The sequence below is a fragment of the Variovorax sp. SPNA7 genome (assembly GCF_033807855.1).
Classification (GTDB): Bacteria; Pseudomonadota; Gammaproteobacteria; order Burkholderiales; family Burkholderiaceae_C; genus Variovorax; species Variovorax beijingensis.
Genome location: NZ_CP138513.1, coordinates 3054522 through 3078638, shown reverse-complemented (window position 1 = coordinate 3078638; position 24117 = coordinate 3054522). Strand labels below are relative to the sequence as shown.

29 protein-coding genes are annotated in these 24117 nt (G+C 68.2%); 21 read left to right on the top strand and 8 right to left on the bottom strand.

Going from position 1 to position 24117, the window contains the following annotated elements:
- Window positions 1–8: 8 nt before the first annotated feature.
- Window positions 9–917 carry a LysR family transcriptional regulator gene (locus RZE77_RS14390; protein ID WP_319438068.1) on the bottom strand — a complete coding sequence of 303 codons (909 nt, stop codon included), beginning with the start codon at window positions 915–917 and terminating at the stop codon, window positions 9–11.
- Between the two features lie 134 nt (window positions 918–1051).
- Here RZE77_RS14390 and RZE77_RS14385 point away from each other — a divergent pair, with 134 nt between their 5' ends.
- The 3 genes from RZE77_RS14385 to RZE77_RS14375 are packed head-to-tail and all read left to right on the top strand — an operon-like array spanning window position 1052 to window position 3269.
- Window positions 1052–1960: a ferritin family protein gene (locus RZE77_RS14385; protein WP_319432804.1), complete on the top strand. Its 909-nt coding sequence runs from the start codon at window positions 1052–1054 to the stop codon at window positions 1958–1960.
- 7 nt (window positions 1961–1967) lie between these two features.
- Window positions 1968–2357 carry a RidA family protein gene (locus RZE77_RS14380; RefSeq protein WP_319438067.1) on the top strand — a complete coding sequence of 130 codons (390 nt, stop codon included), beginning with the start codon at window positions 1968–1970 and terminating at the stop codon, window positions 2355–2357.
- A gap of 6 nt (window positions 2358–2363) precedes the next feature.
- Window positions 2364–3269 (top strand): alpha/beta hydrolase, encoded by a 906-nt coding sequence (locus RZE77_RS14375; protein WP_319438066.1) that lies wholly within the window; start codon window positions 2364–2366, stop codon window positions 3267–3269.
- A 16-nt stretch (window positions 3270–3285) separates the two neighbouring features.
- Here the strand turns inward: RZE77_RS14375 and RZE77_RS14370 are convergent, their stop codons facing one another.
- Entirely contained in the window at window positions 3286–3675 is a 390-nt protein-coding gene (locus RZE77_RS14370) for a YybH family protein (RefSeq protein ID WP_319438065.1), read from the bottom strand.
- 65 nt (window positions 3676–3740) lie between these two features.
- On the opposite strand from RZE77_RS14370, the gene RZE77_RS14365 reads away from it, so the two are divergent.
- On the top strand, window positions 3741–4097 hold the full coding sequence (locus RZE77_RS14365; RefSeq protein WP_319438064.1) for a winged helix-turn-helix transcriptional regulator: 357 nt from the start codon (window positions 3741–3743) through the stop codon (window positions 4095–4097).
- A 38-nt stretch (window positions 4098–4135) separates the two neighbouring features.
- Here RZE77_RS14365 and RZE77_RS14360 read toward each other — a convergent pair whose 3' ends face one another.
- The 3 genes from RZE77_RS14360 to RZE77_RS14350 form a co-directional block, all read right to left on the bottom strand.
- Entirely contained in the window at window positions 4136–4912 is a 777-nt protein-coding gene (locus RZE77_RS14360) for a sulfite exporter TauE/SafE family protein (protein WP_319438063.1), read from the bottom strand.
- A gap of 93 nt (window positions 4913–5005) precedes the next feature.
- Window positions 5006–5917 carry a LysR family transcriptional regulator gene (locus RZE77_RS14355; RefSeq protein ID WP_319438062.1) on the bottom strand — a complete coding sequence of 304 codons (912 nt, stop codon included), beginning with the start codon at window positions 5915–5917 and terminating at the stop codon, window positions 5006–5008.
- Window positions 5918–6034: 117 nt separating this feature from the next.
- Complete coding sequence (locus tag RZE77_RS14350; RefSeq protein WP_319438061.1) at window positions 6035–6469, bottom strand: cupin domain-containing protein; 435 nt, start codon at window positions 6467–6469, stop codon at window positions 6035–6037.
- A 119-nt stretch (window positions 6470–6588) separates the two neighbouring features.
- Here RZE77_RS14350 and RZE77_RS14345 point away from each other — a divergent pair, with 119 nt between their 5' ends.
- The 7 genes from RZE77_RS14345 to RZE77_RS14315 all read left to right on the top strand — a co-directional run bounded on the left by RZE77_RS14345 (window position 6589) and on the right by RZE77_RS14315 (window position 14185).
- Window positions 6589–6741 (top strand): hypothetical protein, encoded by a 153-nt coding sequence (locus RZE77_RS14345; protein ID WP_319438060.1) that lies wholly within the window; start codon window positions 6589–6591, stop codon window positions 6739–6741.
- A gap of 11 nt (window positions 6742–6752) precedes the next feature.
- Window positions 6753–7496, top strand: a complete 744-nt coding sequence (locus RZE77_RS14340; protein ID WP_319438059.1) for a metal ABC transporter ATP-binding protein — start codon at window positions 6753–6755, stop codon at window positions 7494–7496.
- Window positions 7497–7551: 55 nt separating this feature from the next.
- Window positions 7552–8427 carry a metal ABC transporter permease gene (locus tag RZE77_RS14335; RefSeq protein WP_319438058.1) on the top strand — a complete coding sequence of 292 codons (876 nt, stop codon included), beginning with the start codon at window positions 7552–7554 and terminating at the stop codon, window positions 8425–8427.
- A gap of 89 nt (window positions 8428–8516) precedes the next feature.
- On the top strand, window positions 8517–9422 hold the full coding sequence (locus RZE77_RS14330; RefSeq protein WP_319438057.1) for a metal ABC transporter substrate-binding protein: 906 nt from the start codon (window positions 8517–8519) through the stop codon (window positions 9420–9422).
- Between the two features lie 40 nt (window positions 9423–9462).
- Window positions 9463–10446, top strand: a complete 984-nt coding sequence (locus RZE77_RS14325) for a CobW family GTP-binding protein (protein WP_319438056.1) — start codon at window positions 9463–9465, stop codon at window positions 10444–10446.
- 41 nt (window positions 10447–10487) lie between these two features.
- Window positions 10488–12581, top strand: coding sequence for a TonB-dependent receptor (locus RZE77_RS14320; RefSeq protein ID WP_319438055.1), 2094 nt, complete (start codon window positions 10488–10490; stop codon window positions 12579–12581).
- A gap of 32 nt (window positions 12582–12613) precedes the next feature.
- Complete coding sequence (locus RZE77_RS14315; RefSeq protein WP_319438054.1) at window positions 12614–14185, top strand: PepSY domain-containing protein; 1572 nt, start codon at window positions 12614–12616, stop codon at window positions 14183–14185.
- Here the strand turns inward: RZE77_RS14315 and RZE77_RS14310 are convergent.
- On the bottom strand, window positions 14118–14750 hold the full coding sequence (locus RZE77_RS14310; protein ID WP_455685318.1) for a dioxygenase family protein: 633 nt from the start codon (window positions 14748–14750) through the stop codon (window positions 14118–14120). The genes RZE77_RS14315 and RZE77_RS14310 overlap by 68 nt on opposite strands.
- A gap of 94 nt (window positions 14751–14844) precedes the next feature.
- Here RZE77_RS14310 and thpR point away from each other — a divergent pair, with 94 nt between their 5' ends.
- Together thpR and RZE77_RS14300 are read left to right on the top strand one after the other, a co-directional pair.
- Window positions 14845–15465, top strand: a complete 621-nt coding sequence (gene thpR / locus RZE77_RS14305) for an RNA 2',3'-cyclic phosphodiesterase (protein ID WP_319438053.1) — start codon at window positions 14845–14847, stop codon at window positions 15463–15465.
- Window positions 15466–15566: 101 nt separating this feature from the next.
- The gene (locus RZE77_RS14300; protein ID WP_319438052.1) at window positions 15567–16067 is read left to right on the top strand and encodes a RidA family protein; all 501 of its coding nucleotides are present in this window, start codon (window positions 15567–15569) and stop codon (window positions 16065–16067) included.
- Here the strand turns inward: RZE77_RS14300 and RZE77_RS14295 are convergent.
- A complete protein-coding gene (locus RZE77_RS14295; protein ID WP_319438051.1) occupies window positions 16064–17143 on the bottom strand; it encodes a DUF72 domain-containing protein in 1080 nt (359 codons plus the stop codon). The two genes, RZE77_RS14300 and RZE77_RS14295, sit on opposite strands and share 4 nt — an antisense overlap.
- Before the next feature lie 61 nt (window positions 17144–17204).
- On the opposite strand from RZE77_RS14295, the gene RZE77_RS14290 reads away from it, so the two are divergent.
- The 8 genes from RZE77_RS14290 (at window position 17205) to RZE77_RS14255 (ending at window position 23662) form a co-directional block, all read left to right on the top strand.
- A complete protein-coding gene (locus RZE77_RS14290; RefSeq protein WP_319438050.1) occupies window positions 17205–18704 on the top strand; it encodes a sensor histidine kinase in 1500 nt (499 codons plus the stop codon).
- Window positions 18701–19342 (top strand): response regulator transcription factor, encoded by a 642-nt coding sequence (locus tag RZE77_RS14285; protein ID WP_319438049.1) that lies wholly within the window; start codon window positions 18701–18703, stop codon window positions 19340–19342. Before RZE77_RS14290 ends, RZE77_RS14285 begins: the two co-directional genes overlap by 4 nt.
- 136 nt (window positions 19343–19478) lie before the next feature.
- Window positions 19479–19982, top strand: coding sequence for a GlcG/HbpS family heme-binding protein (locus RZE77_RS14280; RefSeq protein WP_319438048.1), 504 nt, complete (start codon window positions 19479–19481; stop codon window positions 19980–19982).
- A complete protein-coding gene (locus RZE77_RS14275; RefSeq protein WP_319438047.1) occupies window positions 19982–20680 on the top strand; it encodes an ankyrin repeat domain-containing protein in 699 nt (232 codons plus the stop codon). Before RZE77_RS14280 ends, RZE77_RS14275 begins: the two co-directional genes overlap by 1 nt.
- Before the next feature lie 44 nt (window positions 20681–20724).
- Window positions 20725–21369, top strand: a complete 645-nt coding sequence (locus RZE77_RS14270; protein WP_319438046.1) for an FMN-binding negative transcriptional regulator — start codon at window positions 20725–20727, stop codon at window positions 21367–21369.
- Window positions 21370–21376: 7 nt separating this feature from the next.
- Window positions 21377–21607 (top strand): hypothetical protein, encoded by a 231-nt coding sequence (locus tag RZE77_RS14265; protein WP_405545831.1) that lies wholly within the window; start codon window positions 21377–21379, stop codon window positions 21605–21607.
- Window positions 21597–22706, top strand: coding sequence for a tRNA adenosine(34) deaminase TadA (gene tadA, locus RZE77_RS14260; RefSeq protein ID WP_319438044.1), 1110 nt, complete (start codon window positions 21597–21599; stop codon window positions 22704–22706). The genes RZE77_RS14265 and tadA overlap by 11 nt, the downstream gene beginning before the upstream one ends.
- The gene (locus RZE77_RS14255; protein ID WP_319438043.1) at window positions 22703–23662 is read left to right on the top strand and encodes an LD-carboxypeptidase; all 960 of its coding nucleotides are present in this window, start codon (window positions 22703–22705) and stop codon (window positions 23660–23662) included. Before tadA ends, RZE77_RS14255 begins: the two co-directional genes overlap by 4 nt.
- Before the next feature lie 22 nt (window positions 23663–23684).
- Here the strand turns inward: RZE77_RS14255 and RZE77_RS14250 are convergent, their stop codons facing one another.
- Complete coding sequence (locus RZE77_RS14250; RefSeq protein ID WP_319438042.1) at window positions 23685–23957, bottom strand: hypothetical protein; 273 nt, start codon at window positions 23955–23957, stop codon at window positions 23685–23687.
- Window positions 23958–24117 lie beyond the last annotated feature (160 nt).

Below are 24117 nucleotides of genomic sequence, written 5' to 3'. Positions count from 1 at the left end.
GCCGGGATTCAGGTGTCGCGCGCGTGCGAGACGACCTTGCTCGCCACCGAAAGGAAAGAATGGATCACAGGGTTGTCGTTGGTGCGGCTGTAGGCAAAGGCCAGTTGGTAGGTGGGTGGCGCACGCGTTTCGGCCACCTCGAGAAAAGTCACGTCCTTCATGGCCAGCATGCGCATGGAGGCCGGCACCAGGGCGATGCCCAGGCCGCCGGCGACCAGTGTCAGCACGGCCTGCATCTGGGAAGCTTCCTGGACGACCCTCGGCGAGAAGCCCGCGGCCTTGCAGGCGCTGAGCAGCGCCGCCACGAAACCCGCGCCCTCGGCCGCTGGAAAGGCGATGAAGGACTCTGCCGCCAGGGCCTTGATCTTCACGGAGCGCTGTTTTGCCAGGGCATGGCTGCGAGGCACGGCAATCACGAAACCCTGCGCCTGGAGATCCACAAAGGCAAGGTCCGGCGCGTCCTGCAACGGGCCGACCACCAGGGCCAGGTCGACCTCGGCGCGCCGCAGGGCCTCCACCTGCCGGGTGGTGGTCTCCGCGGTCACCTGCAGGTGGACCGTCGGGTAGTCGCGTTGGAACCGCTTGAAGATGTCGGGCAGAAGATCGAGCGCGGCGCTTGGCACGAAAGACAGGCTGAGCGAGCCTTCGGCACCCTGAGCAGCACGCCGCGCGCGTTCCGTGGCTGCATGGGCCTGTGTCAGCAGGCGCTGCGCATCCTTCAGGAAAACCTTGCCTGCCGGCGTCAGGCGCACATGGTGTCGGCTGCGGTCTATCAGCAGCGTGCCCACCTGCAACTCCAGGTTGCGTATGGCCACGCTCAGTGGCGGCTGGGACATGTGCAGCTTCTCCGCTGCACGGCCGAAGTTGAGCTCTTCCGCCACCACCACGAACTGACGCAATTGCCTGAACTCGATCATCTAGGGAGCCTTGTGAAAGTTGACTGGATATACACAGCTCGGATCACGACTCCATTTAAACAGTATTGGATGTATCAAGAGCGCGCGCCTAGCATGAATGGCATCCCCCATCGCCGAACGAAGGAGCCACGCCCATGCAGCCGTCCCTGCTCGAAGAAATCCCCGCCGTTCCCAACCCCTATCCGGTCGTGTCGAAGATCGAGTACCCGGAGGTCTGGCGCCTCTGCACCCAGGCACGCGACCTGGCCTGGAACCCGGTCGCCGACATCGACTATTCCGATCTGCAGAAGGCCGACCTGCCGCCCGAGGTGCGCAAGGCCGGCGCCGAATGGTGGAGCCTGCGTGCCTGGATGGAGCACGGCGCCACGCCCTATGGCGCAGAGCGCCTGCGCGAGGCGATCTTTCAACACCAGCCGTTCGAGGTGAAGCAGCACATCACCAACTTCATCGCCGAAGAATTCCGGCATCACGAGGCCAGCTTCCGCATTGCCGACGCGCTCGCCGAATACGAGCCCATGCCGCGGTCGGACTACTTCAAGGACATCATCCCGCGCTTCCACGACGAGTCGGACGAAAAGGCCATGAGCTTCTTTGCCGGCCTCTCGGTCAATACGCTGTTCGAGCAGCTGTCCGGCGACCTGCTGCAGGCGCGCTACGAGAACGCCCGGTTCCACTCGATCCGCGAGGTCTGCCGGCTGATCCTGCGCGACGAGGCTCGCCACATACAGTTCGGCCGCATCATCATGCGGCGCTTCTTCAGCGAGTTGCCCTCGGAGGAAAAGCGCCTGATAGGCCTGAAGGTCGCGAAGAAGCTGCGCGGCAGCCTGCTCAACGGCGTCTATGCCGTGGTCAACCTGCCGGATGCCGAGCGCGCGCGCTCCGGCCGCAACCGGGCGCTGGCAGCCGACCACGGCCTTGGCGCGACGCACCCCGATGAAGAGATCGGCATCATCCGCATGGGCGTGAACAAGATCCGCGAGGATATCGGCGTGTACGGCGTCGAGATCCCGGCCATCCCGGAAATCGACAACGTCGTGCACTGAGGCCGCCATGCATCAACGCATCGTTCCCGACAATGTTGCAGCGCCTGCGGGTGCCTACAGCCACGGCATCTCCACCCATGGCCCGGGCACCTGCCTGCATGTGGCGGGCCAGATTGGCATAACTCCGCAAGGCCGCCTGCTGGAAGGCTTCGAGGCCCAGGCCGACCAGGCCTGGAGGAATCTGATGACAGTGCTGCAGGCGGCCGGCATGGACGCATCGCACCTGGTCAAGGTGACGACGTACCTCACCCGTGCCGCGGACCTGCCCCGGCTCAATGCGATCCGCAGCGTGCATCTTGGATCGGCGCGGCCGGCCTCGACCCTGGTGGTGGTCGCGGCGCTGGCGCACCCGGACTGGTGTTTCGAGGTCGAGGCCCAGGCCTTCCGGGAGGACTGACCAGCCATGCGTGCGATCTCCCGGTCCGGCGCAATGGACGAACTGCTGCGCGAGGTCGGCCCGGTGTGGCAGCAGGACATCCGCAGCGCGGGCGACCGGGTCAAGGCCGCCTACCTGCCTGTGTTGATGGCGGCACCGCGCGACGGCGTTTCCGTCACGCGTGAACTTTCGTACGGACATCACGCGCGCCAGCGGCTGGACGTCTATCGTCCGGCAGTTGCGCGCGATGCGCCCGTGGTGGTCTTCGTGCACGGAGGTGCTTTCGTGCGTGGCGCCAAGGACATCAACGAGGCCATGTACGCCAACGTGCTGACCTGGTTCGCCCGCCAGGGTTGCGTGGGCGTCAATGTCGAGTACAGGTTGGCACCGGAGGCGCCGCACCCGCAAGGCGCCCTGGACGTCGCCGCAGCCTGCGCCTGGGTGTCGGGGCACATCCGCGGCTTTGGCGGCGATCCGCGCAGCATCTGCCTGATCGGCCATTCCGCGGGCGGCACCCACGCGGCGACCTTTGCCTGCGATCCGGCGCTCGCCCACTTGCGACGCGACGTGTGCTGCCTGGTGCTGGTATCCGCGCGGCTGCAGGCCGACACCTTGCCGGAGAACCCCAACGCGGCCGGCGTGCGGGCGTATTTCGGCGAGGACGCAAGCCGCTATCCGGTCCTGGCGCCCATGGCGCACGCGGCGCACCTCGCAATGCCCGTGTTCGTCGTCAATGCGCAATACGAGAACCCGCTGCTCGACGTCTATGCGACCGAATTCGCCTATCGCGTGGCGGAGGCGCGCCGTGTCGCGCCGCGCCACATGACGGTCGCGGACCACAACCACGTGTCCGTCATGGCGCATTTCAACAGCGGGGAGCAACTGCTGGGCGAGCAGATCCTCGACTTCTTCGCGGCCTCCTGCCGCCGGTAGGGGACGCCGGGCCGACTCAGCCTTCAATGCTCGGCAAGCTCGCACCTGCCGCATGGTCGATGACGTAGAGCCACGAGCCATCCGCCTGCCGGCGCACGACCTCGGCCGAACTGCCGGCGAGGATCGTCTTTCCCTCCGGTGAGGTCAGGCTGTAGTCGGCGCGCAGGAGTGCAAGGCCGTCCACTTCCACGCAGAAGTTGTTGCGGGACACCATCACTCCCGGAATCTGCAGCAGCTTGCCGAGCTCGGCGGCGATGGCGGATTTTCCCCTGCAAGTCTGGACGGAAGAGTCGGTGCGCAGGGCGGCATCCGGTTCGTACAGCGACAGCAGGTTGTCGATGCTGCGGCTGTTGAATGCGTGGGCAAAAGCTTCGTTCATTGCGGCGGGGATCGTGACCTTGAACATGGTGGATGGACTCTCTCTGAAATACGATGGCGCTCATCACAGCATGCGGATCCAGCACTCACCAAATGGATAGAACTGCAGAGAACCCGGCGGCTCCGGCCGGCATCGACACACCTGCGGCCAAGCACGCGAGCGAGTGCCCCGTCGAAGAATGGCTGGCCTTCCTGGGACACCGCTGGAATGCGCTGATCCTCTGGCATCTGCAGACCGGGCCCAAGCGCCATGGCGAACTGGTCGGGCGCCTGGCCGGGATCACGCCCAAGGTGTTGACCGAACGCCTGGATGGCCTGGAGCAACGGGGCCTGGTTTCCCGGGAACTCCTGGCGAGTTTCCCCCGCGGGGTTCTCTACACGTTGTCGGCGCGTGGGCAGTCGCTGGTCTCGGTGCTGGATCGGTTGGAAATGTGGGCCAAGGCTGGCTGATCGGGCTGACCTGAGGCGTACCCGCCAGTGGTCAAGCCTTAACTCGCGAGGTACCGCCAGATCAGCATCACTCCCGAACACAGAACGATCGCACTGACGATGCGCAGGAATTGCGCACGCGACAGTGACAGCGTGATGCGCCGCCCAAGTGCTGTGCCGGCAAGCATTGCGGGCAGCAGCGCCACGGCCAGCACGAGAATCTCCTGGTTAGCGTAAACGCCCGCAAGCAGAAACAGCACCGCGCGCGTCAGTGTGGAAAGACCGATCAATGTGGACTGCGTCACCCGGATGCGTTCACTGGCCTCGATACGCCCGGCCAAATAAATGGCGTAGATGAAACCACCGCTGCCGAACAGGGCGGAGAACACGCCACCCACCAACCCGAACGGCAGCGCAGCGCGCGATGTGAACTTTGCGCCCGATTTGAAGCCGCTGAGCGAATACAAGGCATAGCCCACGGCGAAGACGCCCAGTGCCAACAGCAAGGTCTGCGGCCGGCCGAGCAGAAGGATGGCGGCGCCGCACAGGCTGCCCAGTGCCATCGCCGGCACGATGCGCCTTAATTCGGTCGTGTCGGCCGCCTTGCCGTCGCGCGCCACGTTGACGCCCGCTGCAGCGAAATCCAGCAGCGCCAGCAGCGGCACGATGGTGGCGACCGGTACGAAGTGCGCCAGCACCGGGCCGGCCACCAGTGCGGTGCCGAAGCCTGCGAGGCCGAAGATCACATAGGCGAGGGCCACGCCCAGGCATACGACCAAAAGGTGAAGCGGGGGGAGCGGCAGGCTGGCATGAACGAAAGCAACGAGGGCATCCACAGGGCAATTGGGCAGAGTTGATCGGGTCCGGCCAATCTATCGGCCCATGCCCGAAACGCCCAATACAGAATGCGGCGCGCGCTTATCTCGAAATCAGCTGGATTCACCGACCTTGGCGCCCAGTGATGCTTGCAGCACATCGGCGAAGCGCTGCACCAGCGCTGGTGCAGCGCGCCGCCACAGCGTCAGCACGCCGGTCGTGCAATCGCCGCCTTCGAGCGGCAGAAGACAGACACCTTCCGGGGCCAACTGCGCCATGGATTCGGGCACGACGGCAATCCCGAAGCCCCCCTGCACCAGCGCAAGTTGCGCCCACTTGCGCGAGCGCACCGAGGCAGCCAGAGGCTGAAAGCCCTGCGCCCGGCACAGCTCGGCCACTCGATGGCTCAGACCTCCGCGCTCGAGGTGCGGTGTGGCGACGAAGCGCTCATGGCGAAGTGCACCCAAAGGCACACTGGCTCGGCCAGCCATTGCGTGGCCGGCGGGCACCACAGCTACCAGCGGCTCCTCGTACAGCGGCACGTAGTGCACGTCGCCAAAACGCCGAAGGATGGGTGCGCGTGCAAGTCCCACGTCGGCGCGGCCCTCGTGAATGTCCAGTGCCTGATGTTCCGAGGAAGCCTGCGACACCTCGATCGACACGCCGGGATGTTGTTCGGAGTGTTGCTGCACCAGTGCAAGGATGGGAGCGTTCAGGGGAACGGAACTCGAATGCAGCAGTTGCAGCGTGCCTTCGGTGCCGCGCTGCGCGTGGCTGGCGCGAGCCGCCGCATCCTCCAGCGCGGCAAGAATGCGGCGCGCATCGGTGTATAGCGAACGTCCCGCCGCCGTCGTCTCCAGGTGACGCGTGTCGCGCTCCAGCAGGGCGGCCTGCAGTTCTCGTTCCATCTCGCGCACCTGCCGGCTGAGGGCCGACTGGGCGATGAACAAGCGCTCGGCTGCCAAGCTGAAGCTTCCGGCGTCGACGATCTCCACGAAGTAGCGCAACTGCCGGTGGGTGAGCATGGGAAGATCTTCTCACGGAGGCCTCGACGCATAGAAACTCCGCCTCAGAGGTAGGCGTCAAGGGCGGAGTTCAGTCGCCAGTGCTGCGCGACCAGAAGCACCGAGATTCTCGGACCGCTAAAACACCATCTCCGGCCGATCGACGGGCACGCCGTCGAGTTTGATGGCGATTCTTTCGTTATCGCTGCGCACAACCAAGAAATCAACGGCCTCGCGGTCGCTGAGGTTCAGCTCCTGGTGTGGCACGTAAGGGGCGAAGTAGACAAAGTCACCAACAGACACCTCGGCCGCAAATTCGAGTCGGTCGCCCCACCGAATTTCACTGCGGCCCTTGAGCACATAAATGGCTACTTCATGGCGACCGTGATGGTGCAGTCCCGTTTTCGCACTGGGCTGGATGGTCACTGTGCCAATCCAGGTTTTTTGCCCTCCGGTGCCAGAGAAATCGAGCGCAGTTGCACGTCCAGTTCCCGATGGGTCACGCAAGACCAAGTCCAGTTTCCGTCCCCGCACAACCGTTACACCGTCGCGCCACTTTGTCGTTTCAGGCATCGCTCACCTCCATTTCGGGTCTCAATCCAGTTTAGGGCGAAAGCATCTTTGATATCAAGGCCACGAGAGACTCAAGTGAGTTATTGGGAATGCATTCGCAATTGCAATATAGTCGAGGCATGGAACATCAGACCCGCCTACGTGAAGCAGTGCGCAATGCCTTGTCGGAGAAGCAGCAGTGCCTGCTGATGGCCAGCGCATGGGTGCGCGTGGCGGGCGCATTGATGCTGGCCGCGGCGCTGTGGCTGGCTGTCGGTTGGGCGCTGAAATGAGCGGGGTGCCGATGCCTCCTCCCGCCATCCGGTTGAACAACCTCACGGTGGCCTATCGCGGCCACCCGGCCGTGCATCACCTGTCGGGAGAGTTTGCGCCGGGCTCGCTCACCGCCATCGTCGGGCCGAACGGTGCGGGCAAGACCAGCCTGCTTGCCGCGATCATGGGACGCATCCGGCCGGCCGAGGGCGGGGTCTCTTTCGATGGCGCCTCGCGCGACCGCATCGCGTGGCTGCCGCAGCAGGCCGAGATCGACCGGAGCTTTCCTATCCGCGTATTCGACCTGGTGGCGCTCGGACACTGGGGACGGCTCGGCTGCTTCAAGGGCATCGCCGCGCGGCAGCGCGATGCCGTGGGAGACGCGCTGGAGGCCGTCGGCCTTGGCGGCTTCCAGCGCCGCAGCATCGCCGAGCTGTCGGCGGGGCAGTTCCAGCGCGTGCTCTTTGCGCGCGTGCTGCTGCAGGACGCACCGGTGATCCTGCTGGACGAGCCGTTCAATGCGATCGATGCGCGCACTACCGCCGACCTGCTCGCCGTGGTCGCGCGCTGGCACGCGGAGGCGCGCACCGTGATTGCCGTGCTGCACGACCTCGAGCAGGTTCGCCTGCATTTCGACCGCACCCTGCTCATGGCGCGGCGCTGCGTGGCCTGGGGGCCGACGGCCGAAGTGCTGCATGCCGAAAACCTGTTCCGCGCGCGCCAGATGGCCGAGGCGTGGGACGAGGATGCGCCTGTCTGCAAGGAGGCTGCATGAGCCGCCGGGCCGCTCCCAAGGCGAATACCGCAGCGCGTAGCGCGGAGGTTGTGTCATGAACGCTGGGGCTCTGCTGGTCCAGCCCTTCGTTGAATACGGCTTCATGCGCCGCGCGCTGGTGGCCACGCTGGCGCTCGGCCTGGGCAGTGCGCCGATCGGTACCTTGCTCGTGTTGCGGCGCATGAGCCTGATGGGCGATGCGATGGGCCACGCGCTGCTTCCAGGCGCGGCGCTCGGCTTTCTGTTTGCCGGCTTCTCGTTGGCGGCGATGAGTGCGGGCGGGTTCTTCGCGGCGCTCGCGGTGGCACTGGCCGCAGGCTTTGTCACGCGCGTCACGTCGCAGCGCGAAGACGCGAGCTTTGCGGCCTTCTACCTGATCGCACTCGCGCTGGGCGTGCTGCTGGTGTCGACCCACGGCAGCAGCGTCGACCTGATGCACATGCTTTTCGGCACCATCCTTGCTGTGGACGATGCGGCGCTGCTGCTGATGGCCGGCGTCGCGAGCCTGACCCTGGTCGTGCTGGCGGTCATCTATCGGCCGCTGCTCGTGGAATGCCTCGACCCGGGCTTCCTGCGCAATGTGGGCGGGCCCGGTTCGCTGGTGCACGGCGTCTTTCTGGTTCTTACGGTTGCCAACCTGGTGGCGGGCTTCCAGGCTCTGGGCACGCTGATGGCGGTCGGCTTGATGATGCTGCCGGCCACCGCGGCGCGCTTCTGGGCCGCCGAAGTCTGGAGCCTTGCGCTGGTTGCAGCCGGCATGGCGCTGCTGTCCGGCTTTGCCGGGCTGCTGCTGTCCTTCCATGCGCAGTGGCCGTCGGGGCCTGCGATCGTGCTGGTGGCGGGCGCGGCCTACCTGCTGTCGCTGGCCTTCGGCCCGAACGGCGGACTGCTCGCCCGGTTCCTGCGCTCGCGTTCTCATCGAAATGCCTGACATGAACCCCCACGCTCATCACTTCGTGTATTCGCTGCCCCCCGAGGGGGCGCAGGCCTCCCTTGGGGCGGCCCAGCGGGAGACCTGACATGAACTTTCCATCGAACCCCGCGCGCCGCCGGTTCTTCGCCGCGTCGCTCATCGCGCTGCCGCTGCCAGTGCTTGCGCAATCCACCACACCACGGCCGCTGCGCGTTGTCGCGAGCTTCTCGATCCTTGCCGACATGGCGCGCGAGATCGGCGGCAGCGCGGTCGAAGTCGCGGCCCTGGTCGGCCCGGATTCCGACGCGCACGTCTTCCAGCCGAGCCCGGCCGATGCGCGGCGCCTTGCCAATGCCGAACTGGTCGTCGTCAACGGACTGGCATTCGAAGGCTGGATGGACCGCCTGGTGCGTTCATCCGGCTATCGCGGTCCCGTCGTCGTGGCCAGCGAGGGCGTGCCGGTGCGTCGCATAGGCCGCGAACCCGATCCGCACGCATGGCAAGACCTTGCCAACGCCCAGCGCTATGCCGCGAACCTGCGCGATGCAATGGCGCGCGCACGGCCGGCCTTCGCGGCCGAGATCGGCCAGCGCTGCGCGAGCTACATCGAGCGGCTCCAGGCGCTCGACCGCGAGGTTCGCGCGCGTTTCGACGCGGTGCCGCGCCAGCATCGCCGCGTGATCAGCTCGCACGATGCCTTCGGCTATTTCGGTGCGGCCTACGGCATCGAGTTTCTTGCGCCGCAGGGCATGAACACCGACAGCGAGCCTTCCGCCGCCTCGGTTGCGCGCCTGATCGACCAGATCCGGCGCGAGGGTGTGCGCGCGGTGTTCGTCGAGAATATCTCCGACCCGCGCCTGGTCCAGCGCATTGCGCGCGAAGGCGGGGGCATCGTCGGCGGCCGGCTCTATTCCGACGCGCTGTCGGCACCGGGGACCGAAGCGGACACCTACCTGAAGCTGTTCGCGCACAACGCCACAACCATTGCCTCGGCGCTCTCGGCAAAGCGCTGAGCTTGCCGGGCGCCCGATCAACCTTCAATCACAGTCATCCATGAGCCTCATTCCCGTCACCATCCTCACCGGCTTCCTCGGCAGCGGCAAGACCACGCTGCTGAACCGCATCCTGAAGGAGCAGCACGGCCACAAGGTTGCCGTGATCGAAAACGAGTTCGGCGAAGCCGGCATCGACAACGAACTGCTGGTGCAGGAAGAGGGCGAGCAGATCATCGAGATGAACAACGGCTGCATCTGCTGCACCGTGCGCGGCGATCTGGTGCGCATCCTCGGCGAGCTGGCGGCGCGCCGCAAGAGCGGCAGTGCGAGCTTCGACCGCGTGATCATCGAGACCACCGGGCTGGCCGACCCCGCGCCCGTGGCGCAGACCTTCTTCGTCGATGAAGAGATCAGCCAGGCCTACCTGCTCGACGCGATCGTGACGCTGGTCGACGCCAAGCATGCGATGGCGCAGTTGGACGAACACCATGAAGCCCAGGAGCAGGTGGGTTTTGCGGACCGCATCCTGCTGTCCAAGACCGACCTGGTGTCGGTCGACGAGGTGAGGGCGCTCGAGCAGCGCCTGCTGCGCATGAATGCGCGTGCGCCGATCACCGCGGCCCATTTCGGCCAGGCGCCGATCGACCAGCTGCTCGACATCCGCGGGTTCAACCTGAACGCCATCCTGGAGATCGAGCCCGACTTCCTGACCGACGTGGACCACGAGCACGATGACGACGTTTCCAGCTTCGTGTTTCGTGCCGAACGGCCCTTCGACGCGGCGCGGCTGGAAGACTTTTTCGGCGCCATCCTGCGGATCTACGGCACCCACCTGATGCGCTACAAGGGCGTGATCGCAGTGGTCGGGCTGGACACCCGCGTGGTGCTGCAAGGCGTCCACATGCTGATGGGCACCGAGGCCGGCCCCAACTGGAAAGAGGGAGAGCCGCGCCACAGCCGCATCGTCTTCATCGGCAAGCAGCTGCCCAAGGATGTGCTGGTGCAGGGACTTGAACAATGCCTGGCAGCCGCAGCAGCATGAAACCATGCCCATCGAACCGCCGCCACAGGGCGATGCGCGCCATGGCATGCATCGCCGGCCTGGCGATGCACCCGGTCGCATCGCGCGCCCAGGCCGCCTTGCCAGCCGTCGAAGTATCGGCCGGCGAAACCGCTCCCGGCAGCAGCCTGGGCCTCGACCTGCCGAACGCGACGGGCTCGCGCCTGGGCCTTGCACCGCGCGAGACGCCGGCCAGTGTCAGCAGCCTGGGCAGCGCCGACATCGCCGAACGCAACCTGGCCCGTGCACAGGATGTCGCCATTCGTTTTCCCGGCGTCAGCGAAGCGCCGGCGCCCGGCAACGGTGGCACCAGCCTGGTGGCGCGGGGCTTTGCGGGGCACAACTCGGTGGCCCAACTGGTCGACGGTACCCGGCTGGTGGTTGCGTCCGGCACCGTGACCTATCCGTTCTCCACCTGGCCCTTCGAGTCGGTCGAGGTGCTCAGGGGGCCGGCCTCGGTGCTCTTTGGCGACGGCGCCATCGGCGCGGCCGTCAACTACATCACCAGGCAGCCGCGCTTCGACCGCACGGAGCGCGAAGCCTTCTTGAGCCTGGGCTCCTTTGGCACCCGGCAAGGCGGCGTCGGCCTGCGTGGGCCGATCAATGACACCTTGGCCTATTCCGTCTACATCGACGCGGGCGCGAGCGATGGCTTTCGCCGCTTCGAGAACTACGACCGGCAGAACTACGCGCTCGCTCTTGCGGCGCGTCCGAGCAGCGCGCTCAAGCTGACGCTGTCGTTCGATGGCGGCCGCAATGACGACGCCCGCTACTTCGGCACGCCGCTTCTCGATGGCGTGCTCGACGGCCGGCTGCGGCGCACCAATTTCAACGTGGACGATTCGGTCGTGAAGTACGACGACCGCATGTGGCGCGCCAAGGCCGAATACCAGCTCGGCGACGGCATCCAGCTGCGCAACGAGCTCTACCACCTGGCGTCCGCGCGCCATTGGCGCAACGCGGAGGCCTATGCCTTCAACAAGACCGGCACGCGGGTCGGCCGCAGCGACTACATCGAGATCCTGCATGACCAGGAGCAGACGGGCAACCGCTTCGATGCCACCTTCGACGGCCAGCTCGGCGGCCTGAAGAACCGCTTCGTCGCCGGGCTGGACTGGTACCGCACGACCCTGCTGCACACCAACAATTCGCCCTATGGCGGCGCGAGCACGGTCGACCCGTTCTTCTTTGCACCGGGCCATTTCATCAGCCCGGTGCCAACGCTTCCGGGACGCCGTTCGGCCCTGGAGACGACGGCACTCTTCGCGGAGGATGCGCTGGAACTCGCGCCCGGCTGGAAGCTCGTGGCCGGCCTGCGCAGCGACCGCATGCGGCTCGACAACAACGATCTGCGCACCGGTGCCCATCTTTCGAAGACATACAGCCCGGTCACGGGCCGCATCGGCGCGGTCTGGACACCCAGCGATGCGGTCTCCTTCTATGGCCAGTACGGAACGGGCACCGACCCGTTGAGCGGTGCGCTGTCGCTTCCGAATGGTGGAAACTCCTTCGACCTGACCAAGGGCCGGCAGCTCGAAGTGGGTGCCAAGGGCAGCCTGCCGGCCATCAAGGGCGAATGGACGCTGGCCCTCTACCGCATCGAGAAGCGCAACCTGATGTCCCGCGATGCCAGCGATCCCACGAGCACCCAGCAGGTCGGGCGCCAATCGTCGACCGGCATCGAACTGGCCGTGGCGGCCGAACCGCTGCCCGGCTGGACGGTCGACGCCAACGCGGCATTGCTGCGTGCGCGCTACGACGACTTCAACGAAGCGGTCGGCGGGCGTGCTGTCTCCCGCGCGGGCAACATCCCCGTCGGCGTACCCGAACGCACGGCCAACCTGTGGACGGCCTATCGCTTCCAGCCCCGGTGGCAGCTGGGCGTCGGTGCGCGCTACGTTGGCGCGCGGCAGTCCAATGCGGCCAACACGGCGCGCCTGCCGGCCTACACGGTGTTCGATGTGTCGCTGGCCTACGAGTATTCGCGCAGCCTCGATTTCAGCCTGGCCGTCAAGAACCTGACGGACCGCGACTACGCGGTCTCGGGCACCGGCAACGTGCGCTGGCTGCTGGGAGCGCCGCGCACGGTGCAGCTGACGGCGCGTGCGCGCTTCTGAATGATCGACGCCGTGCGGCTGGCAATTGCGCCATGAAGAAGGCGCTCATCTTTCTGCACAAGTGGCTGGGCGTGGTGCTTGCGCTGTTCTTCCTCATGTGGTTTGCGAGCGGCGTCGTCCTGTACTTCGTGCCGTTCCCGAGCCTCACATCCGTGGAACGCCTGCAGGCCTTGCCCTCGCTGCAACTGCCGCCAGGGTGCTGCCTGACCGCCGAGGAGGCGGCTCGGCGCGCCGGCCTGCGCTTCAGCGAGGCGCGCCTGGGCATGGCAGGTGCGGACCCGGTCTGGCGGCTGCTGGCGCATGAAGAGCAGGGCGCTGCTGCGCCCCATTGGCGAACGCTCGACGCGCGCAGCGGCGCCTTGCGGCCGCCGCTTGCAGATTCGCAGGCGGCCGCGGTGGCCGAAGCCTTCAGCGGGCGCCGCGCGCAGCACACCGAGCGTCTGGAGCGCGACCAATGGACCGTGCCGCAGGGCCTCGATCCCTACCGGCCGCTGGTGAAGGTCGCGCTGGCTGGCGAGGACGGGCTGGAGCTCTATGTTTCGCCGGACGCGGCAGAGGTCGTGCGCGACACGCGCCGTGCCGAGCGCTTCTGGAACTGGCTGGGTGCCGTGCCGCACTGGATCTATCCGACCGTGCTGCGGCAGTTCCCCGCCGCCTGGCACCACGCCGTCGTGTGGCTCTCGCTTCCCGCGACGCTGCTGGCGCTGAGCGGCGTGGTGCTTGGCACCTGGCAACTCTTCCTGAACCGTTCGCGCTGGATTCCCTACCGCAAGTTCTGGCTGCGCTGGCATCACATCGCCGGGCTGGCGGCGGGCATCTTCACGCTCACATGGATCTGTTCGGGCTTGTTGTCGATGAATCCGTTCGGCGTGTTTTCAGCGCGCGGAGCGACGGCGGACGAGCGCGTGCGCTGGGCCGGTGCGCCGGCCGAGGCGCGGCTCGATCCGGCCGAGGCGCTGAGGCAGGCCAACCGGCAGGGCCTTGCGGCGCGTGAACTGGAACTGCTGCACGTTGCGGGGCAGCCGTGGTATCGCTTGCAATCTGCCGAAGGCCAATTGCTGGTGCGTGCCGACACGCGCGATCCGGGGCAGGCCATTGCCGCGCTGCCTGCGGCCACCGTGCAGGCCTTGCTGGCCGCGCTGCGTCCAGAGGCCGGCGCTCCCGCGGTGCGCCGCATCGATTCGTACGACGATCTGTACTACGCACGCGATGCAGCGGACCCGAACACCCGCCATACCCGTCCGCTGCCCGTGTGGCGCGCCGACTGGGCCGACGGAGTGGCGGCCTTCGCAGACCCTGCGTCGGCGCGCATTCTTTTGCGCAGCGATGCGTCGGGCCGATGGCAGCGCGTTCTCTACCATGGCCTGCACAGCCTGGACTTCGCGCCGCTTCTCGCGCGCCCCTGGCTGCGCCATGCGCTGGTGCTGGGCTTCTCGCTGCTGGGGATCGGGCTGTGCGTCACGTCCTGCGTGATTGCCTGGCGCACTCTGGTTCCCTCGCGGCGACGGCAGGCACCAGCAGCAGCGGCGGGCGCCCTCAGGCCGCAACGGCAATCGGAAAGCGCGCCTGCAACCCATCCGGCCCGCGCTCGAAAGGCACTGTGACGGCTTCCCTCGCAGCCTGGGGAAGATTGCGCCAAAGGTAGTCGCGCGCATTGCCCGGGTCACCGGCCACGTAGAGCTGCGTGGTCAGCAGTTCGCGCGTGCCGAGCTTCACCTTGACGTGGATGTGCGGTGTGCGGCCGCTGTAGGGCACCGGGCGGATGGTGCGGAACCGGTAGCTGCCGTCTTCGCCGACCGTGACGCGGCCGAAGCCCTGGAAGGCGGCGTCGGCGCGGTCGCCGTCGCCGGGGTGGTGGTAGTGGCCGTTCTGATCGCACTGCCAGATTTCGACCTGCGCACCGCGCAGCGGCCTGCCGCCCAGGTCGGTCACCGTCCCGTCGACCCAGGCCGGCTGGCCGCCGCGGTAGTCCAGCGTGCCGTTGCGCAGCAGGTCATGGTCGGAATCCTGCGGCAGGCGGACGGGATAGAAGGGCCCCTCGGTCTGCGAAGGCGTTGCGAGCCGGCTTGCCGCCGGCTGCGCGCGGGCGCCCAGCCAGAGCGCGGGCATGGCGACGAGCGCTGCGGCGACGGTGCGCCGGGAAAGGCCGGGTGCGGGTAGGGCGTTCATGGCAGGTCAGAGCCGTGCAGCATGCGCCGAGTTCCGCGTGCGGGTCAACGGTACCCGGCCGTGTTTGAATGCACCGGTGAATCCGAAATCCCCCATGCCCGAACAGCTGCTACTCCCAGGCATCGATCCCGCGCCGCCGCCATTGCGCCGTGCACGCCGCACCGCACCACCCAAGGAGCGCCTGCCGCGCTCTCTCTTCTTCGCGATCTTTCCGCGCCCCGAAGACGCCGCGTCGATTGCCGCGCTGGCGACGCGCCTGAAGGACCGGCACGCGCTCAAGGGCAAGCTGACCGAGGCGCATCGCCTGCACGTCACGCTGCATCACCTCGGACATTTTCCGGCGGTGCCGCGCGAAAAGGTGCAAGCCGCCCTGGAGGCCGCCGCCGCCGTGGCGCCGCCGTCGTTCGAGGTGGTGTTCGACGAGGCCATGCGCTTCGAGCAGAGCAAGGCCTTCGTGCTGTGCGGCGGCGGCAGCGGCACCTCGGCGCTTGCAGCATTCAGGCAGCGGCTGGGCGAGGCGCTGGCGGATGCGGGCTTCAAACCCGAGCGCGGCTTCACGCCCCACATGACGCTGGCCTACACGCCGCGCAAGATCGAGCCGCATTTGGTCGAGCCGGTCCGGTGGATGGCCGACTCGTTCTCGCTGATCGAAAGCCACGTCGGCGAAGGCATCCATGAGGTGCTGGGGCGGTGGCCTTCGAACGGGGCGGCCTGAGGCGTGACGGATCGTCTGTTGTGCATCGCGCCTGTGCGATCTGTATCTGTTCTTCGATGATCGGATGGCGACAATGAGGCTTCGCTGAACGGAAGCCAAGAATGACATTGCAGACCCGAGACCAGATTGCCGAGCGCATCGCCGCCGAACTGGGCCACAGCTTCGAAGGCGAACTCGTTGCCGGCGGCAACTACATCCCCGTCGTGCGCGACGGCCGCACGCTCTACACCAGCGGCCAGGTGCCGCGCGTGGGCACCACGGTGGTCGTCACCGGCCGCGTGGGCGACCAGGTCTCGCTCGGCAAGGCCCGCGAGGCCGCGCAGATCTGCGCCTTGCGCTGCCTGTCGCTGCTGCGCCGCGAACTGGGCTCGCTCGATGGCATCGAGAAGGTGCTGCGTGTTGGCGTGTTCGTGCAATGCACGGCCGATTTCACGCAGCAGAGTGAAGTGGCCGATGCGGCCTCCGAGCTGCTGCACCGCGTGTTCGGCGAGGCCGGCGTGCATGTGCGCACGGCCGTCGGCGTCCATGCGCTGCCGAAGAATGCGAGCGTGGAGCTGGAGATGACGGTGGCAGCCAAGGGCGACGCGGGCCGCGGCAGCTAGCGCTTCGGCAGGCCGGCGATGTCGCGCGCCAGCGAGGCGATCGTCAGCGGCGCGCAGCCTTCGGCGTTGTTGCTCACCGTGACGTAGGCCAGCTGGCCCGCGCCGGTGGTTCCCGCGATCACGCGGGCCAGGGCCTCGCGGGTCTCGGGGTCGGGATCGACGATCCGGTCGAACGGGCCGTAGAGCTTTTCCGCATCTTCATAGCCGAAGCGGCCGTGGCGGCGGTGCAGGTTCCAGCGGCACACCAGCGGCCCGGGCCAGAGCGCGCGCAGCATCGGCAGCTGGTCTTCGATCGGCGGCATCTTGGCGTGCAGGCCCATGCAGAAGGTGGCGCCCACGCTGCGCAGCATGTCGGCGAAGGCGGGGCAGAGCAGCTGCGGGTCGCGCACTTCGACCGCGATCACCGCATCGGGCGCCGTCGGCTTCAGGCCGGGCAAGGCTTCGAGCATTTCGCCGATGCGCGCGAGCAGCGCGGGCTGGTCGGCCAGCAGTTGCGCAGGGATCGGGCTCAGCTGGAACACCAGCGCGCCGATGCGGTGGCCGAGGCCTTCGAGCGCCGGCTGCACGAACTCCTGGACCGCGATCTCGCTGTTCAGGAACACCGGGTTGGCCTGCGTGCCGCGGCCGCTTTCGTCGCGCACCGTAGCGTCGGTCACGAGGCTCGGCGCCTTCACCACGAAGCGGAAGTCGTCGGGCACCATGGCCGCGTAGCGCGCGTACTGGCTGGCGGTGAGCGCGCGGTAGAAGTTGCGGTCCAGGCTCACGGTGCGAAAGAGCGGATGCCGGGCGAGCGCGGACAGACCGCTCTTCGACAGCACCGTTTCAGCGTAGTCGCCATCCCAGACCAGGTTCGCCCAGCCGGGATAGCTCCACGATGAAGTGCCGAGCCGCAGGCCGGCCGGGAGCGCCGCGGCCAGCTCGACCAGTACCGGGTCGGCGGGCACCGGTGCCACGATGGCGCCGCGCGGCTTCTTCTTCGCGGGCGGCTCGACCTCGGCCTCCGGCGGCACACTGGAGGGCGCCTCGGGTGGGCGCGGAAGATCGGGAAAAAGGGAGTCCTGCACTTCATCAGCCATGTTGGGGCCGCATTCTCGGCCAACATCGGGAGGCTGCGCCGCGACGGGCACAATCCGCGCCATGAAACAGTGGTTGCGCACGCAGGGTGGCTGGTGGCTGGCATGGCTGGTCCTCACGGCCGTGGGCGCGGTGTGGCTCGCGCGCGCCGAGCTCGCGCAGCTGCAGCAGGATTTCGAGACCGATGCGCGCATCGCGCACCGGCTCATGAGCCAGCAGGTGGTGCAATACGACGCTGTGCTGGCCACGCTCGCGCTGCTCGAACCCGGCGACGGTGCGGACCATCCGGAGCAGCGCCTGCCATCGGTCTATCCGTCGATCCTGCGCGTGCAGCGGCGCGAGCGCGACCAGGCCTGGCCCGACGAGAAGCAGGCCGGCGCGCTGGCCGCTGCGGAAGCGCGTTCGCGCAGCGAGCGCCGTGCCGAACTGGCGGGACTGGACCTCGCGCAGGGCCGCTACCAACTCGTGATGGGCGCCACGCCGATCAGCTACGTCCTCGAGATCGACCTGGCCGGCTCGGTGCCGTGGCGCGACTGGCCGATGGACCCGAAGCAGAGCCCGGTGCGCGTGAGCCTGCAGCGCGGCGCGCAGCAGTTCGTGCTGCAGCCGGGACAGGCGGCGCAAGCGGACGCGGGTGGCTGGCGCTTCGGCTTGACCAAGCCGCTGGCCTCGTCGAGCCAGCCTTTCGACCTTGTGGCCGAGCGCCATGTGGGCTGGGGTGAACTGCCGTGGCGCAGCATCGCAGGCTGGGCAGCGGCGGCGGCGCTGCTGCTGGCGGGCCTGTGGACTGCGCAGCGCCAGCGCATCGCGCGCCGCCGGGCCGAAGAGCTGCTGCGGCTCGGCCAGGTGGCGCGGCTCAATGCCCTGGGCGAGCTCTCGGCAGGGCTGGCGCACGAACTGAACCAGCCGCTCACGGCCGTGCTGGCCAATGCCCAGGCCGCACGCCGGCTGCTCGACGACGATCCGCCCGACCTGGCCACGGCGCGCAATGCCATGGGCCAGGCCGTGGAGCAGGCGCGCCGCGCGGCCGGCGTGGTCGGCCGGCTGCGCCGCGTCATCGAACGCCCCGAAGCTGGCGGCGACGTGAAGCCGCTGGTGCTGCAGGAGGTGGTGCGCAGCGCCATGCACCTGCTGGCGCCCGAGTTCGCGCAGCGCGGCGTGGCGGCGCAGTTCGACGCCACCGCGCAGGCGCCGGTGCGCGTGCAGGCCGAAGCGGTGGCGCTCGAGCAGATCGTGCACAACCTGCTGATGAACGCCTTGCAGGCGCTCGACCTGGTGCCTGCGTCCGAACGCCGCCTTTCTGTTTCGGTCGGGCGCAATGGGCAGGAGGGCGTGCTGACCGTGACCGACAACGGACGCGGCATCGCGCCCGAGGCCATGCCGCGCCTCTTCGAGCCTTTCTTCAGCACGCGCGAGGGCGGCCTGGGCCTTGGCCTGAGCCTCAGCGAAACGCTGGCGAGCGGCATGGGCGGCAGCCTCACCGCAGCCAATGCGTTGCCGCGCGGCGCACGCTTCACGCTGCTGCTGCCGCTGGTGGCCGCGTCGACGGAAGGCAAGGCATGAACACCACCTCGGCCGCCCACCAGCCGCAATCGCCGCTGATCCATCTCATCGACGACGACCAGGCGGTGCGCGACAGCCTGTCGCTGCTGATCGGCACGGTCGGCCTGCGGGTGCAGGGCTGGGCCGATCCGCAGGCCTTCATCGACGGCTTCGACCGCGCGAGCGTCGGCGCCATCGTGCTCGATGTGCGCATGCCCGGCATCAGCGGCCTCACGGTGCTCGACCGGCTCATGGCGCAGGGCGTCGACCAGCCGGTGATCATGCTCACGGGCCACGGCACGGTCGAGATGTGCCGCCGCGCCTTCAAGGCCGGCGCGGCCGAGTTCCTGGAGAAACCGGTGGACGATGAACAGCTGCTCGAAGCCCTGCAGCAGGCGGTGCGCCAGCATGTGCGCTCGCGCGAACGCTCGCAGGCCGACAACGCGGCGCGCGAGCGCGTGGCACAGCTGTCGGAGCGCGAGCGCGAAGTGCTTGCCTTCATCGTGCAGGGCCTCACCAACAAGGAGATCGCGCGCACGCTCGCGCTGTCGCCGCGCACGGTCGAGACGCACCGCGCCAACCTGTTCGCCAAGCTCGACTGCGATTCGCTCGCGCAGCTGATCCGGCGCTACGCGGTGCTGGTGGCCGGCGAAGACTGAAAGCGGGCGCTCCGTAGAACTACGGAGCACCGGGCGTAGCCGTACGAATGGCCTCGGCGGACGGTGTTTCCTACAGTGGCGCAGCCGCCGGCAACCGCCGTGGCCATCACCTCGCATCCACTGGAGAAAACGAAAAATGGGTTCCAACCTTCGCTTCGGCGCTCTCGCCATCCTGCTTGCCGCATCGGCCGTCCAGGCCCAGGCGCCCGCACCCGCGGTGCGCACCGAGAAGAACATCTCGCTCGCGCTGGCCAACCAGATCGCGGCCGAAGCCGTGGCCGCCTGCGCCGCCAACGGCTACAACGTGGCCGCCACCGCGGTCGACCGCGCCGGCACCGTGCGTGCCGTGCAGCGTGCCGACAACGCCGGCCCGCACACGCTGGCATCGAGCGAGCGCAAGGCATGGACCTCGGCATCGGCAAAGGGCGCGACGCAGGCCATGATGGAAGGCGCGCAGAAGAACCCCGGCGCCGCCAACCTGGTGTACCTGCCGGGCTTCCTGCTGCTGGGCGGCGGCGTGCCGGTGAAGTCGGGCAACGAAGTGATCGGCGCCGTGGGCGTCGGCGGTGCGCCGGGCGGCCACCTGGACGACCAGTGCGCCAACGCTGCCATCGAGAAGGCCAAGGGCCAGCTGGGCTGATGATGAAGCACGGCATCTGCTCCGGGCTGCTGGCGGTCGCGCTTGGGCTGGGCGCATCGGCCGGTGTGTCGGCCCAGGTGCCGCCGCAGGCCGCCGAGCTGCTGGCCTATGAAGGGCTGCACCGGGCGGCCTGGCATGGCGACCTGCCGAAGCTCAAGAGCCTGGTTGCGTCCGGCGCCAATCTCGACGCGCGCGATGCGCGGGGCCGCACGCCCCTGCACGTTGCCACGCATGCCCGGCAGCGCGAGGCGGTGAAGCTGCTTGCCAAGGCCGGCGCAAACCTCGACCTGCTCGACGACGACCGCTACGACGCCGTCACCATCGCCTCGGTGGCCGACGATGCCGCGACGCTCGCACTGCTGCTGTCGCTCGGCGCAAAAGCCGGGCAGGTGACGAGCCGCTACGACGGCACCGCGCTCATTGCCGCCGCGCACCTGGGCCATGACGAAGTGGTGCGCCAGCTGATCGCGGCCGGCGCGCCGCTCGACCACGTCAACAACCTGCACTGGACGGCGGTGATCGAATCGATCGTGCTGGGCGATGGCGGCCCGCGCCACCAGCGCACGCTGGCCGCGCTGATCGATGCCGGCGCCAACCTTGCACTGGCCGACCGGCAGGGCAACACGCCGCTGCAGCTGGCCCGCGCCCGCGGCTACACGGCCATGGTGAAGCTGCTGGAAGCGCCGCGCGCAAGATAGGGCGGCTCGGGGACAATCGAGCCTCACCACGAGGAAATTGCCCCATGTACATGCCGCCGCAATTCAATGCCAAGGACCCGGCCATCGCCCTGGAGCTGATGCGTGCGCATTCCTTTGCCAGCCTGATCTCGAACGACGACGAGGGCTTGCCCTACGTCACCCACCTGCCGCTGGTGGCCGAGCAGCAGGAGGGCGGCCAGCTGGTGCTGCTGGGCCACTGCGCCAAGCCCAACCCGCACTGGCGCCATCTGCAGGCGCGGCCGCAGGCGGTGGCCACCTTTCTGGGGCCGCATGCCTACCTGTCGCCCTCGGTCTATCCGGACCTCGCGCGCGTGCCGACATGGAACTACCTGGTGGTGCACTGCACCGTCCAGGCCCGGCTGATCGAGGAGCCCGCGGCCAAGGATGCGCTGCTCAAGAAGCTCATCGGCGAGCACGAGCCCGGCTACGCGCAGCAGTGGCGCGACCTGGGCGAGGAGTTCCAGCTCAAGATGCTGGCCGGCATCGTCGGGTTCGAGCTGCGCGTGAGTGCCCTGCAATGCAAGGTCAAGCTGAACCAGCACCGGCGCGAATCGCATGCCGCCATGCATGCCGTCTACAGCGCCGGCACGCCAGACGAGAAGGCGCTGGCCGTGTGGATGGAACGCCTCGGCATGACGGCCGAAGCACCGGTGGCGGAAAGAAGCTGAGATGCGCATGTTCGGACTGGTCGGACTGCTGCTGGCGCTCGTGATTGCCGGGGTGGTCGCGAAGAAGCAGATGGCCAGCGTGGCGGCCCCTGCGCTGCCGTCGGTGCCCGGTGCCGCCGCGCCCGCATCCGGCGAGGCGCCCGCCGATGCGCGCACGCAGGCCCGGCAGGTGCAGCAACAGGTCAAGGACGCGCTCGACGCCGCGGCGCAGGCGCGCAAGATGCCGGATGACAACTGAGCCCGCTTCCAAGTCCATGGACGATGCGCACTGGATGGCGCTCGCGCTGGCCGAGGCGCGCCTCGCGGCCGAGGCGGGCGAAGTGCCGGTCGGCGCGGTGCTGGTCAGGAACGGGCAACTCGTCGCCACCGGGCGCAACACGCCGGTCGCGCAGCACGACCCGAGCGCCCATGCCGAGATCAACGCACTGCGCGCCGGCGCCGCCGCGCTCGGCAACTACCGGCTCGACGGCTGCGAACTGTTCGTCACGCTGGAGCCCTGCGCGATGTGCGCGGGCGCCATGCTGCATGCGCGGCTTGCGCGCGTGGTGTTCGGCGCGGCCGACCCCAAGACCGGCGCGGCCGGCTCGGTGCTCGACCTCTTTGCCGAACCCCGCCTCAACCATCGCACGCGAGTGCAGGGCGGCGTGCTGGCCCCGGAGTGCAGCGCGCTGCTGCAAGGCTTCTTCCAGCAGCGCCGCGATGCAGCGCGCACGCAGGCCGAGCCGCTGCGCGACGATGCGCTGCGCACGCCGCCCGGGCGCTTCGACGCGCTCGCCGGCTACGCCTTCGAGCCGCGCTATGTCCATGACCTGCCCAGCCTGCAAGGCTGGCGCATGCACTACCTCGACGAGGGTCCGCAGGACGGCTCGGCCGCCGCCTGCCTCTGCCTTCATGGTCCGGGCGAATGGGGCTACTTCTTTCGCCACCTCGTCGGCGCGCCCGGGCTGCGCACGCTGGTGCCCGACCTGATCGGCTTCGGCAAGAGCGACAAGCCCAAGCGCGAAGCGGCGCACCGCATCGAATGGCACTGCCAGGTCCTGAGCGAATGGCTCGACCGCCTGCAGCCGCCGCCGATGGTGCTGGTGCACAGCGCCGCGGCCACCGGCCTTGCCACGCGGCTGCATGCCGAAAAGGGCAGCCTGTTTGCAGCCGTGCTGCTCGCGCCCGAAGGCGGCGAGCCGGTGGGCGATGCATGGCGCGCGCCGTTCCCCGACCGCGGCTACCAGGCCGCGCTGCGTGCGCTCGGGCCCGTGGCGTCGTCGTCGGGCCCGAGCCCGCAGCAGGCCGCGCTGCTCGCCCAGGAGGTGCGCAACGCAATGGGATACTCGACGCCGTGAGCAAACACATCTACATCTATTCCCCCTCCAGCGCGATTCGCGACAAGGCCGCCTTCCGGCGCGGCGTGGCAAGACTCAAGGCCCTGGGTTACGAAGTCGAGGTCGACGAAACGGCTCTGGCCGCGTACCAGCGCTTTGCAGGCGACGACGCCACGCGTCTCGCTGCCATCAGCCGCGCTGCCGCGAGCGGCGCCGACATTGCGCTGATCGCACGCGGCGGCTACGGGCTCACGCGCATCCTCGATGCCATTCCATACAAGGCCGTGGCCAAGGCGATCGGGCGCGGCACCGAATTCGTCGGCCTCAGCGACTTCACCGCGCTGCAGTGCGCACTCTTCGCCAAGACCGGCGCCGTGACCTGGGCCGGTCCCGCGGTCGGCGAAGACTTCGGTGCCGAAGGCGGCGCGGACGACATCATGGAAGCCTGCTTCGACGACCTGGTGAGCGGGCAGGGCGAAGGCACCGGCTGGCGCATGCCGGTGCGCGATGCCGGCCTCAAGGTGAAGCCCGTGCACGACGCCACCTTGTGGGGCGGCAACCTGTGCGTGCTCGCGAGCCTGCTCGGAACGCCTTATTTCCCGGTGGTGGAGAAGGGCGTGCTGTTCATCGAGGACACCAACGAGCATCCCTACCGCATCGAGCGCATGCTCGACCAGCTGCGCATGGCCGGCGTGCTGGCCAGGCAGCGCGCCATCGTCTTCGGCCAGTTCACGGGCATGCGCAAGGTGCCGGGCTACGACCGCGGCTTCGGATTCGATGCGGTGGTCGACCGGCTGCGCGCCACCCTCAAGGTGCCCGTGCTCACGGGCCTGCCTTTCGGGCACGTGCCGACCAAGGTGCTGCTGCCCGTGGGCGCGAAGGTCGAGCTGGCGGCCGAGGGGCGCGACGTCTTCATGGTGTGGGGCCACCGGCATGGCGACCACGGCCATGACCATGACCACGGCCATGCGCATTGAACGCGAGGCGCCGCGCTATCCTTCAGTGGGTGAAGCGCTGATGGGCGCGCGGGCCCATCGAGCCGGGCAGGCCGCCCTTGAACATGCTGTTGATGGCTTTCATCTGGCGGCGGGCAGCGGCTTCGCCGTCGATGGCGCTCAGCGCAACCATCACGTCCTGCCGCAGGTACCAGAGCGCTTCCACGTCGGACGCAAAGCGCACGCGTTGCGCCACGCGCTGGACCGAGTGCCCGCCGTGCGCCTGCAGCACCGACAGCATGGCGGCCCGGATGCGTCCCAGCTGGTTCTCTCCCACCCGGGGAGACCCGATACCGGGAATTCCGAGGAGGCGGAAAAAACGACGAAGAGTCTGCATGTGGACTAAAGGCGTATTGCCGGGGGCCAGGACGGTCGCTACCTTAAGCCTCGGACGCCCGATTCACAAGTTCTGAAACACTGTTTCTTGTTTGTAAACA

Excerpts from the sequence above, each read along its gene's own strand:
- RZE77_RS14390 (WP_319438068.1), bottom strand. The coding sequence starts at position 917 with ATGATCGAGTTCAGGCAATTGCGTCAGTTCGTGGTGGTGGCGGAAGAG.
- RZE77_RS14385 (WP_319432804.1), top strand. The coding sequence starts at position 1,052 with ATGCAGCCGTCCCTGCTCGAAGAAATCCCCGCCGTTCCCAACCCCTAT.
- RZE77_RS14380 (WP_319438067.1), top strand. The coding sequence starts at position 1,968 with ATGCATCAACGCATCGTTCCCGACAATGTTGCAGCGCCTGCGGGTGCC.
- RZE77_RS14375 (WP_319438066.1), top strand. The coding sequence starts at position 2,364 with ATGCGTGCGATCTCCCGGTCCGGCGCAATGGACGAACTGCTGCGCGAG.
- RZE77_RS14370 (WP_319438065.1), bottom strand. The coding sequence starts at position 3,675 with ATGTTCAAGGTCACGATCCCCGCCGCAATGAACGAAGCTTTTGCCCAC.
- RZE77_RS14365 (WP_319438064.1), top strand. The coding sequence starts at position 3,741 with ATGGATAGAACTGCAGAGAACCCGGCGGCTCCGGCCGGCATCGACACA.
- RZE77_RS14355 (WP_319438062.1), bottom strand. The coding sequence starts at position 5,917 with ATGCTCACCCACCGGCAGTTGCGCTACTTCGTGGAGATCGTCGACGCC.
- RZE77_RS14350 (WP_319438061.1), bottom strand. The coding sequence starts at position 6,469 with ATGCCTGAAACGACAAAGTGGCGCGACGGTGTAACGGTTGTGCGGGGA.
- RZE77_RS14345 (WP_319438060.1), top strand. The coding sequence starts at position 6,589 with ATGGAACATCAGACCCGCCTACGTGAAGCAGTGCGCAATGCCTTGTCG.
- RZE77_RS14340 (WP_319438059.1), top strand. The coding sequence starts at position 6,753 with ATGCCTCCTCCCGCCATCCGGTTGAACAACCTCACGGTGGCCTATCGC.
- RZE77_RS14335 (WP_319438058.1), top strand. The coding sequence starts at position 7,552 with ATGAACGCTGGGGCTCTGCTGGTCCAGCCCTTCGTTGAATACGGCTTC.
- RZE77_RS14330 (WP_319438057.1), top strand. The coding sequence starts at position 8,517 with ATGAACTTTCCATCGAACCCCGCGCGCCGCCGGTTCTTCGCCGCGTCG.
- RZE77_RS14325 (WP_319438056.1), top strand. The coding sequence starts at position 9,463 with ATGAGCCTCATTCCCGTCACCATCCTCACCGGCTTCCTCGGCAGCGGC.
- RZE77_RS14320 (WP_319438055.1), top strand. The coding sequence starts at position 10,488 with ATGGCATGCATCGCCGGCCTGGCGATGCACCCGGTCGCATCGCGCGCC.
- RZE77_RS14315 (WP_319438054.1), top strand. The coding sequence starts at position 12,614 with ATGAAGAAGGCGCTCATCTTTCTGCACAAGTGGCTGGGCGTGGTGCTT.
- RZE77_RS14310 (WP_455685318.1), bottom strand. The coding sequence starts at position 14,750 with ATGAACGCCCTACCCGCACCCGGCCTTTCCCGGCGCACCGTCGCCGCA.
- thpR (WP_319438053.1), top strand. The coding sequence starts at position 14,845 with ATGCCCGAACAGCTGCTACTCCCAGGCATCGATCCCGCGCCGCCGCCA.
- RZE77_RS14300 (WP_319438052.1), top strand. The coding sequence starts at position 15,567 with ATGACATTGCAGACCCGAGACCAGATTGCCGAGCGCATCGCCGCCGAA.
- RZE77_RS14295 (WP_319438051.1), bottom strand. The coding sequence starts at position 17,143 with ATGGCTGATGAAGTGCAGGACTCCCTTTTTCCCGATCTTCCGCGCCCA.
- RZE77_RS14290 (WP_319438050.1), top strand. The coding sequence starts at position 17,205 with ATGAAACAGTGGTTGCGCACGCAGGGTGGCTGGTGGCTGGCATGGCTG.
- RZE77_RS14285 (WP_319438049.1), top strand. The coding sequence starts at position 18,701 with ATGAACACCACCTCGGCCGCCCACCAGCCGCAATCGCCGCTGATCCAT.
- RZE77_RS14280 (WP_319438048.1), top strand. The coding sequence starts at position 19,479 with ATGGGTTCCAACCTTCGCTTCGGCGCTCTCGCCATCCTGCTTGCCGCA.
- RZE77_RS14275 (WP_319438047.1), top strand. The coding sequence starts at position 19,982 with ATGATGAAGCACGGCATCTGCTCCGGGCTGCTGGCGGTCGCGCTTGGG.
- RZE77_RS14270 (WP_319438046.1), top strand. The coding sequence starts at position 20,725 with ATGTACATGCCGCCGCAATTCAATGCCAAGGACCCGGCCATCGCCCTG.
- RZE77_RS14265 (WP_405545831.1), top strand. The coding sequence starts at position 21,377 with ATGTTCGGACTGGTCGGACTGCTGCTGGCGCTCGTGATTGCCGGGGTG.
- tadA (WP_319438044.1), top strand. The coding sequence starts at position 21,597 with ATGACAACTGAGCCCGCTTCCAAGTCCATGGACGATGCGCACTGGATG.